This is a genomic window from Solemya elarraichensis gill symbiont (assembly GCF_002021095.1).
Classification (GTDB): Bacteria; Pseudomonadota; Gammaproteobacteria; order Chromatiales; family Chromatiaceae.
In genome coordinates, this window is record NZ_MPRK01000049.1 from 1 (window position 1) to 9,397 (window position 9,397).

General features: G+C 54.2%; 9 protein-coding genes, 1 tRNA gene and 1 pseudogene. 6 read left to right on the forward strand and 5 right to left on the reverse strand.

Going from position 1 to position 9,397, the window contains the following annotated elements; genetic code table 11:
* Positions 1-133 precede the first annotated feature (133 nt).
* A complete protein-coding gene (locus BOW51_RS03890; RefSeq protein ID WP_078476532.1) occupies positions 134-1,318 on the reverse strand; it encodes an O-succinylhomoserine sulfhydrylase in 1,185 nt (394 codons plus the stop codon).
* A 188-nt stretch (positions 1,319-1,506) separates the two neighbouring features.
* Here BOW51_RS03890 and BOW51_RS03895 point away from each other — a divergent pair, with 188 nt between their 5' ends.
* Positions 1,507-2,388 carry an NAD(+) kinase gene (locus BOW51_RS03895; protein WP_078476533.1) on the forward strand — a complete coding sequence of 294 codons (882 nt, stop codon included), beginning with the start codon at positions 1,507-1,509 and terminating at the stop codon, positions 2,386-2,388.
* Between the two features lie 15 nt (positions 2,389-2,403).
* Positions 2,404-4,074 carry a DNA repair protein RecN gene (recN, locus tag BOW51_RS03900; protein ID WP_078476534.1) on the forward strand — a complete coding sequence of 557 codons (1,671 nt, stop codon included), beginning with the start codon at positions 2,404-2,406 and terminating at the stop codon, positions 4,072-4,074.
* Here recN and fur read toward each other — a convergent pair.
* Positions 4,071-4,493: a ferric iron uptake transcriptional regulator gene (gene fur, locus BOW51_RS03905; RefSeq protein WP_078476535.1), complete on the reverse strand. Its 423-nt coding sequence runs from the start codon at positions 4,491-4,493 to the stop codon at positions 4,071-4,073. The genes recN and fur overlap by 4 nt on opposite strands.
* 89 nt (positions 4,494-4,582) lie before the next feature.
* Between fur and BOW51_RS03910 the strand changes: the two genes are divergently transcribed.
* A complete protein-coding gene (locus BOW51_RS03910; RefSeq protein ID WP_078476536.1) occupies positions 4,583-5,068 on the forward strand; it encodes an outer membrane protein assembly factor BamE in 486 nt (161 codons plus the stop codon).
* Here the strand turns inward: BOW51_RS03910 and BOW51_RS03915 are convergent, their stop codons facing one another.
* The 3 genes and pseudogenes from BOW51_RS03915 to BOW51_RS03925 form a co-directional block, all read right to left on the reverse strand.
* A complete protein-coding gene (locus BOW51_RS03915) occupies positions 5,069-5,407 on the reverse strand; it encodes an RnfH family protein (RefSeq protein WP_078476537.1) in 339 nt (112 codons plus the stop codon).
* Complete coding sequence (locus BOW51_RS03920) at positions 5,397-5,822, reverse strand: type II toxin-antitoxin system RatA family toxin (protein WP_370738153.1); 426 nt, start codon at positions 5,820-5,822, stop codon at positions 5,397-5,399. Before BOW51_RS03920 ends, BOW51_RS03915 begins: the two co-directional genes overlap by 11 nt.
* A gap of 9 nt (positions 5,823-5,831) precedes the next feature.
* A pseudogene (locus tag BOW51_RS03925) lies at positions 5,832-7,231 on the reverse strand (sodium-dependent transporter).
* A gap of 166 nt (positions 7,232-7,397) precedes the next feature.
* Here BOW51_RS03925 and ispB point away from each other — a divergent pair.
* The 3 genes from ispB to BOW51_RS03940 form a co-directional block, all read left to right on the forward strand.
* The gene (gene ispB, locus BOW51_RS03930; RefSeq protein WP_078476539.1) at positions 7,398-8,360 is read left to right on the forward strand and encodes an octaprenyl diphosphate synthase; all 963 of its coding nucleotides are present in this window, start codon (positions 7,398-7,400) and stop codon (positions 8,358-8,360) included.
* Between the two features lie 7 nt (positions 8,361-8,367).
* Positions 8,368-8,444, forward strand: a tRNA-Pro gene (locus BOW51_RS03935).
* Between the two features lie 254 nt (positions 8,445-8,698).
* Positions 8,699-9,397, forward strand: a 699-nt coding sequence (locus BOW51_RS03940; RefSeq protein WP_135568039.1) for a DEAD/DEAH box helicase, incomplete at its 3' end; no start/stop codon positions are given.

Consider the following 9,397-nt stretch of genomic DNA (forward strand, 5'->3'; position numbering starts at 1 on the left):
CTTGAGCCGGCATCTTTATGTTCGTGCGCTGTGCTTGATGGGCCCCGGGTCAAGCCCGGGGTGACGAAAACGCTGCCCGGGGTGACGATATTGGCTACGATCAATGACTTAAGAGTGACGTGAAGCGTCAAAATCAGAGACCTGAAAAAGCCCGCTCCAGATCGGCAAGCAGGTCATCCACATTCTCCAGCCCAACCGAGATACGCACCAGGCCGTCAGCTATACCCGCGACTTCCTTCTCCTCGGGAGTCAGGCGTGCATGGGTAGTCGTTGCCGGATGGGTAATGGTGCTCTTGGCATCCCCGAGATTGGCTGTAATCGACATCAGGGTGACTGAGTCAATCAGCTGCCACGCCTTCTCCCTGCCCCCCTTGAGACGAAAAGAGACGATGCCACCTGGCATGCGCTGCTGCTTTTGAATCAACGCAAACTGGCGGTGTGATTCAAGTCCCGGAAAATAGACCTGTTCAACCGCATCCTGCTGCTCGAGCCAGGTTGCCAGACTAGCGGCATTGTCACAGTGGCGCTGCATACGCAATTCAAGAGTTTCCAGACCTTTGAGAAAGACCCACGCATTGAAAGGACTCATGGTCGGGCCAACGGTGCGCAGCACGCCGAACACCTCTTCACCAACGCGTTTACTGTCACCGACAACTGCTCCTCCGACACAACGCCCCTGTCCGTCGATATACTTGGTCGCGGAGTGCACCACGATATCCGCACCCAGTTTCAGCGGCTGCTGCACAACCGGCGTACAGAAGCAGTTATCAACAACCAGGATTGCATCGTTATCATGCGCAAGCTGCGCCAGCGCCTCGATGTCACCCGCTTCTGTTAACGGATTGGAAGGTGTTTCCAGAAACAGCATACGCGTCTCGGGCGTGATTGCCGCCTTCCATGAATCAAGGCCTGAAAGTTCAGCATAGCTGGTCGTAATACCGCAGCGCGACAGGTACTTGTTGAACAGCATCACTGTCGAGCCGAAGATGGCACGAGAACTGACGATATGATCACCCTGCTCCAGCAAACCCATGCAGGTGGCAAAAATTGCGGCCATACCTGAGGCCGTGGCCACGCAGGAGTCTCCGCCTTCCATCGCTGCAAGACGTGCTTCAAATGTTTTTACGGTGGGATTGGTAAAGCGTGAATAGACATTGCCCGGCTTATCGCCTGAGAAGCGTGCTGCGGCTTCGGCGGCCGTGTCGAATAAAAAGCTTGAAGTCGGGTAGATTGGTTCCGAGTGTTCACTCTCCGCCGTGCGCTGATGGCCGGTTCGGATCGCTATAGTTGATACATCCCACTCATGTTCATCATGCATTTTCTTAAAACCCTCAATCTGTACAACAAGGGTTTACTCTAGAAAAGCATAACCCTCGTTTTAGCTGAATTTGTGAAGCGCCCGCAATCTGAGACAAATCGGCGCTATCAATCGGAAATCCAAGTGTAGCGCAATAATGCCACACATGTTAATTTTCACTATTAATATAGACGAACAGGCGCAATCATTTGAGCAGCATCTTTCCCTGCATTGGCATTACCGGCAAAAGAGGCGACCCGACCCTCGGTGAATTGCTGCAGCCGCTGCATGCCCACCTGCAGGCAGCCGGCATCGAGTTGCTGGTCGATGAGAAGATGGCTGACTTCCTGCCGGATAGCAGGCAGATGCCACTCAGCCAGCTTGCAGAAACTGCCAATCTGGTCATCGTGGTTGGTGGTGACGGCACCCTGCTACATAGCGGCCGTACCCTGGCGCCCTACGACGTACCTGTCGTCGGAATTAACCGCGGCCGTCTTGGCTTCCTTGCCGACATATCCCCACAGGAGATGCTCGACAGTCTCGACAGGATACTTGCCGGCAGTTATGAAGAGGATCCCCGTTTTCTGCTGCAGGCAGAAGTTCGCGATCAGGATGGCACAGTCCTCGACTCGGCACTTGCGCTCAATGATGTCGTTTTCCACAAGTGGAACACGGCGCGCATCATCGAATTTGAACTTCGCATCGACAGCAAGTTTGTCGAAACCCAACGCTCCGACGGCATCATCATATCGACACCGACAGGCTCAACCGCCTATGCCCTGTCAGGCGGCGGCCCACTGATCATGCCCTCGATGGGCGCCATACTGCTGGTACCCATCTGTCCGCATACGATGAGTAATCGTCCGATCGTGGTTGGCGACAACAGCCTGATCGAGATCCGCAGCTGTGGTCGCACACCCAGCGAGCATGTCTGCATCACCTGCGACGGGCAGACACACCTTGGTATCAAGGAACACCAGACCCTGGCAATCAGCCGTGCAAGCCACCCTGTACGCCTCATCCATCCGAGTGGTCATGATCATTTCCAGATCCTGCGCGAGAAACTCGGCTGGGGCCACAACCGTACCTGACCGGAAACCTACAGGATGCTGACCGCACTCCAGATTCACAACTTCGTGACTATCGAGTCACTGGAAATCGACTTCGGCAGTGGCATGACGACCCTCACCGGCGAAACCGGTGCCGGTAAATCGATTCTTGTCGATGCACTCGGACTGGTACTTGGTGACAAGGCCGACAGTTCTCTGATCCGCAGCCAGTGTGAGCGCGCCGAAATCACCGCACAGTTCACCCTGCCGGAGGCCGAGATGACAGCCTGGCTTGAACTGCAGGATATCCCGACAGATGATGATGAGTGCATCATCAGGCGTGTACTCAACAGCAACGGACGTTCCAAAGCCTACATCAACGGATCGATGGTGACACTCGCCCTGCTCGATGAGTTCGGCAGCCGCCTCATTGACATCCATGGCCAGCACGCACACCAGTCACTTGGATCCAGACAGCACCAGCGCCAGTTGCTCGACGGATTTGCCGCTCATGACAAACTCTGCAAGGCAGTTGAATCCGCATGGCAGGAGTGGCTGACGACTAAAGAGAAACTGCAGGAACTGACAGACCAACAGAATGAACATCGTGACCAACTGCGATTGTTACAGTTTCAGTTACAGGAGCTCGACGGTCTCGCACCCGTTGCCGGTGAATGGCACGAGCTTGAGCAACAGCAGAAACGCCTCGCCAATGCACAAATGCTCATCAGCACGGCCGATGAGATCACGCAGCAGCTATATGCCGGCTCTGGCGCAGAGGAGCGGCTGCAAAACGCCGACAACCGACTCGGGGAGTTGGTCGAACTCGATCCCTCGCTTGCCGAGAGTCATGCAATGATCAGAAGCGCATTGATCGAGATCCAGGAAGCGTCGAGCGCATTGCAAGGTTATGCCGGTACAGTGGAACTCGACCCGCAGCTGCTTGCAGAGGTTGATGAGCGTCTCGGAAACTATCACTCGCTGGCAAAAAAATACCAGTGCGATCCTGATCAACTGGCCGACCTGCAAGAGAAGCTGAAGACGCAACTCGCCAGCCTCGAAAATGCCGGCGAAACACTCGAGGCTCTGCAGCAGCAACTCGACAAGGCGGTGCAGAGGTGGAAATCAGCTGCACAAAAACTTGGCAAATCACGTCAAAAAGCCGCGAAAAAACTGCAGCAAGAGGTTACCGGACAGATTCAACAGTTATCAATGCCGCATGGCGAGTTCCAGGTGGCACTGCACCCGGCCAAGAGCGATGAACCGCTTAGATATGGTCAGGAGACAGTCGAATTCCTGGTCTCGGCAAATCCTGGCATGACGCCTCAGCCGATTTCGAAAGTCGCCTCTGGTGGCGAGTTATCGCGCATCAGCCTTGCGATTCAGGTGGTCACCGCCGGCATCGGTAAAATTGAAACACTGATATTTGATGAAGTAGATGTCGGCATTGGCGGCGCAACCGCCGAGGTGGTCGGTCAACTGTTGCGGCAAATCGCATCCAAGCGGCAAATCCTGTGCGTTACCCACCTGCCACAGGTGGCATCACAGGCACATCTACACCTGCGCGTCGAAAAAGAGAGCAACAAGAATGCTACGAGCTCAACCGTGGTGCGGCTGGATGACAAGCAGCGAGTGCAGGAGATTGCACGTATGCTCGGTGGTGTGGAGATGACCGAGCGAACCCTCGATCACGCGGCCGAGATGGTCAGCCGGGGCGCACGCAGTTAGCGCCGATGAATGCACTCTTTTTTGGTGCATCTTGCGTAGAGAATCAGGGAATGCTCTGACAATTCGAAACCTTTTTCTTCAGCTACCCGGTGCTGTGCCTGCTCGATACCCTCGTCGACAAACTCCTCGACATGACCACAATCCATGCACACGATATGGTCATGATGGCCACCGTGGTCCAGTTCGAAAACAGCCTGTCCACCTTCAAAATTGTGACGTTGAACCAGCCCCGCACCCTCGAACTGGGTCAATACCCGGTAGATAGTGGCAAGGCCAATCTCCTCTTCCCGCTCCAGTAATGCCTTGTAGACATCTTCTGCGCTCATGTGCCGCAAATCGCTGTTTTCGAGGATTTCGAGGATTTTGACTCTCGGCGTGGTGACCTTGAGCCCTGCATCACGAATGTTCTGATCGTCCATTATTTTCCGTCACTACTGTCAAATAATCGCTTTTTTGGGTTATAGTATGGCCTGATTCTGTCTTGGACACGCAATTGCAAGTATCACGAATGAACAAGCTTCTCACTCTATCAGCCATTTTCGCCGGTCTGCTCGCCTCGGGCTGCAGTACCACCGAGAAAATCACCTCTATAGTACCCGATGCCATCTCTAATTGGTCACTTGTTCACAAGGCGACAATTCAGCAGGGCAACATCCTGACGGAAGACGCACTAGAGGAACTCTCACCTGGTATGTCCAAGGACGAGGTACGTATCTCGCTTGGCTCACCCTCACTGGTTGATGTGTTCCACCAGGAGCGTTGGGATTATGTCTACTCGATTGATGTTCCTGGCGAGGAACCGGTTCTGAAGACCCTGTCAATCTACTTCAGCGATGATCTCGTCGACCGCATCGAGGGCGAGTACGAGGCAGACGAACGCAGTGAGCAGGAAGCGAAACGCGTGGTCGTGTCAGTACCCGATTACCAGGGTGAAGGCATCTTCAAGCGCACCCTGAAAAAAATTGGTATCGCCGACGAAGCCAGAAGCGAATAATCAGGCCCCTTTTTCGGCACCAGTCGGGGCAGCCTTGGCCCGATTGGTGAGCTTCTTACCCTCGGCCGCACGTTTCTTGCGTGCCTCTTTAGGATCAGCGATCAGCGGTCGATAAATCTCGACCCTGTCCCCATTATTGAGCACGGCATCCATCTTCGCCAGCTTTCCGAAAACACCTACCTTGACCGTTTCGAGATCAATCTCGAGAAATTCAGCGAGAATCCCCGAGTCGATAATCGCCTGTTTCACGGTAATGCCTGCATCGGCATCAAAATCGAGAATCAACTGTCGCTGTGGCAGTGCGTAGGCGACTTCTACATGTATCTGTTCAGTTTGCATAAATCTCATCTGCCCTTTTGCAGAAAGCATCCACCATGGTATTGGCGATTTGCGAAAAGATAGCCCCGAAAGCAGCATTCATGAGCCGGCCGCTGAATTCGAACTCAAGACGCAGTGATACCTTGCAGGCATCATCACGCAATGGGGTGAACTCCCACTGCCCGGTCAGTTTGCTGAACGGCCCCTCGTCGAGTTGCAGTTCAACCAGCCTGTCTTCGGTCAGGGTATTGCGGGTGCTGAAACTCTGCGTGATGCCCGACTTAGCCACCACCAGCTCTCCGATCATTGTATCCCCTTCAAGCGACACCAGGCGTGACGATTTGCACCACGGCAGGAAATCCTGGTACTGCTCAACATCATTGACCAAGCGGTACATTTCACCAGCCGAGTGCTGTACAAGGGCGCTTTTCTCCACCACTGCCACCTAGACAACTCCGATGGCATTGAGAAAGATAACGAAGATGCCCAGCGGCGCGATAAAGCGGACAACAAACCACCATACCGTAAAGAGTCCAGATGATATTGACAACTCGGATTCGGAGATGTGGCGCTTGCTGATCCAACCGACAAAGATCGCAATGAACAATCCACCCAGCGGCAGCAGGATATTGGCCGTGAGGTAATCCAGCAGGTCAAAAAACGTCATATCGAACAACTTGTAGTCCGACCAGAGGTTGAAAGAGAGCGCTGTGCCGATACCCAGTACCCAGCAGATTGCCCCAACGGTGAATGCAGCCACTGGACGCGACATCCCCTTGTTCTCCACCAGGTAGGCAGCCGCAGGCTCGATCAGTGAAATTGATGATGACCAGGCCGCGAACACAAGCAGTACGAAAAAGAGACCACCAACAACAAGGCCTCCTGGCATCTGCCCGAAAGCGATCGGCAGCGTCTGGAATATCAGGCCCGGGCCCGAGCCCGGCTCAAGACCATTGGCGAACACGAGTGGAAAAATCGCCATGCCCGCGAACAGGGCGACGACAGTATCTGCAGCGACAACCATCAATGCAGCACGTGTAATCGAGACGTTGGATGGCATGTAGGAGCCGTAGACCATGATCGCTCCCATGCCCAGGCTGAGTGTGAAAAAGCGTGCCCAAGCGCAACCAGTATAGGCTCACTGGTGAAGGTGCAGACCTGTGTGCCTGACTCATCAGTACACTTCTGGAAAACGGCGCTGAAATCAGGCTCGAACAGAAACCTGAGACCCTCGGCTGCAGCACCCTGTGCCATTGCATATCCCACCATGATAGCCAGCAGAATCGCAAGTGCAGGCATCAGGATAGTGACAGCTTTCTCGAGGCCCTGCTTGACTCCACGGCCAACCACGAACATGGTCAGCAGCATAAACAGGGTGTGATAGAAAAGCAGTTGTCCGGGCGAAGAGACCAGCGCACCGAAAACCTCGCCAACCTCCTCGGCGCTTGCTCCCGTAAAAGTACCTGAGAAAGTCTCCCAAGCGTAGGCGATTGCCCAACCGGCAATCACGCTGTAGAAAGAGAGAATCAGAAAACCGGTAATAACGCCGGCCCAGCCCAGCCATGACCACGCGGGAGAGACTCCCTGAGCCGCGGCAAGCATGCGCATGGTGTTGATCGGACTCTGGCGTCCTCGCCGGCCGAGAAGAATTTCGGCAATCATGACCGGCAGGCCAACCATGAGAATACAACCCAGGTAGGCCAGCACAAATGCTCCGCCGCCGTATTCGCCGGTGATATAGGGAAATTTCCAGATATTTCCCAATCCGACAGCCGAACCGGTTGCCGCCAGGACAAACACCAGTCGCGAGGACCATTGTCCATGGATAGAGGTTGACTCACTCATCAGATTCTCCCGGTCGACAGCATGTTCTATAGTTCATATAAGTCGCTATTGTCCCCCATCTGGCCAAGTCTCTCAAGCCCTGAGAACTAAACGAGATGCATGTTTGTCTTGACCGAGGGGGCAGGCTTTCATAGGATTGCGTCTCCAGTCGATAAAACAGCGCAGTATGACAGTAGAAACAGCCCGTACCCTCGTTAGTCGTGATCTCCACCTGGTAGATGACCTGATTCTTTTACAGCTCTATTCGGACGTCGCACTGATCAACCAGATCGGTCAGTACATCGTCAATAGCGGTGGTAAGCGCCTGCGTCCGTTACTCGTGCTGCTTGCAGCAAAGGCAGTTGGCTACGAGGGCGCCAAGCACCTCGACATCGCGGCCATTATTGAATTTATCCATACCGCTACCCTGCTGCACGACGATGTTGTCGACAAGTCGGACCAGCGTCGCGACCATGATACAGCCAATCACGTGTGGGGCAATCCGGCAAGTGTGCTGGTGGGTGATTTTCTCTACTCACGCGCATTCGAGATGATGGTTTCCGTAGGAGAGATGAGGATTATGGACATCCTCTCGCATGCCACCAACCAGATCGCCGAGGGCGAGGTACTGCAACTGCTTAATTGCAATGATCCGGATATTACCGAGGAGCAGTATACCGACGTCATCGTGCGCAAAACCGCCACCCTGTTCGAGGCTGGTACCCGGCTGGCTGCGGTTATTTCGCAGAGCGACAAAAAAATCGAAGAGGCCCTTGCCAACTACGGCATGCAACTTGGTATCGCTTTCCAGATTATCGACGACGCTCTCGACTACAGCGGACAGAATATCGGCAAAAATATCGGTGATGACCTTGAAGAAGGTAAACCAACCTTGCCCCTGATTCGTGCCATGGAGAGCGGAAACTCGAAATCCAGGGGCCTGATCCGCTCTGCCATTGAAGAGGGGGGGCGTGATAAAATCGACCGTGTCGTGGGGGCGATCGCTCAAAGTGACGCCATCGAGTACACGACCAACCGTGCAAAAGAGCATGCAGAAAAGGCCAAGCAGGCATTAGAAGCATTACCTGCATCTGAATACCGCGATGCACTGTCGGATCTTGCTGATTTTGCTGTTGCGAGGGCTTTCTAGGTTTTTTCGGGGTGTAGCTCAGCTTGGTAGAGTACTCCGTTCGGGACGGAGCGGTCGGAGGTTCAAATCCTCTCACCCCGACCAATAATAAAAAACCGGCTCCCTTACCCATCCATCGGGGATGGCGGTTTATTTCACCTGAAAAAGGTGGAGGTAAATCAGCAGCTCAGCGATTGCCTGTTTACTGTATACTTCCCGGCAATTCGAGGTGCACTCCGGTCTGCACCCAACTTCCAAAGCAGTCATCCGCAACGATCACCGCTGAAAACAGATAGTTTCCGCCTGGACCGTACCAGTAGCACCCTATTGGTCAGGCCGATCCCAGAGAAAAAATTTCCATGTCATTTGAATCCCTCGGTCTAAGGACCGAACTCCTGCGTGCTGTGTCAGAAAAGGGCTACAGCGAACCAACTCCTATCCAGTTGAAAGGCATTCCGCCCATTCTCGAAGGACGCGACATCATGGGTGGCGCACAGACAGGCACCGGCAAAACCGCCGGCTTTACCCTGCCACTGCTGCAACGCCTGATGGAATCCGGTCAGTCGACAAAAGGCAAGCGCCCGCTGCGTGCCCTTGTACTGACACCGACACGCGAACTTGCAGCCCAGGTTGAAGACAGCATCGATACCTACGGCAAGTACCTGCCACTTAAATCGATGGTGATTTTCGGTGGTGTCAGCATTCGCCCGCAGATTGATAAACTGCGCAACGGTGTCGACATTCTTGTTGCAACACCGGGCAGGCTACTCGATCACGCCGGTCAGAAAACCATCGATCTTTCCAAAATAGAAATCCTCGTACTTGATGAAGCCGATCGCATGCTCGACATGGGCTTCATCCGTGATATCCGCAAAGTGCTCGCTCTGCTGCCAAAACAGAAACAGACACTGCTGTTCTCCGCCACCTTCTCGAAAGAGATCAGGCTACTGGCGCATGAGCTGCTCGAAAAACCGGCACTTGTTGAGGTCGCGCGTCATAACACCGCTGCAGAGCGTGTCACGCAGGTCGTGCACCCTGTCAACAAGGGGCGCAAACGT

Excerpts from the sequence above, each read along its gene's own strand:
- ispB (WP_078476539.1), top strand. The coding sequence starts at position 7,398 with ATGACAGTAGAAACAGCCCGTACCCTCGTTAGTCGTGATCTCCACCTG.
- BOW51_RS03915 (WP_078476537.1), bottom strand. The coding sequence starts at position 5,407 with ATGCAAACTGAACAGATACATGTAGAAGTCGCCTACGCACTGCCACAG.
- fur (WP_078476535.1), bottom strand. The coding sequence starts at position 4,493 with ATGGACGATCAGAACATTCGTGATGCAGGGCTCAAGGTCACCACGCCG.
- recN (WP_078476534.1), top strand. The coding sequence starts at position 2,404 with ATGCTGACCGCACTCCAGATTCACAACTTCGTGACTATCGAGTCACTG.
- BOW51_RS03890 (WP_078476532.1), bottom strand. The coding sequence starts at position 1,318 with ATGCATGATGAACATGAGTGGGATGTATCAACTATAGCGATCCGAACC.
- BOW51_RS03910 (WP_078476536.1), top strand. The coding sequence starts at position 4,583 with ATGAACAAGCTTCTCACTCTATCAGCCATTTTCGCCGGTCTGCTCGCC.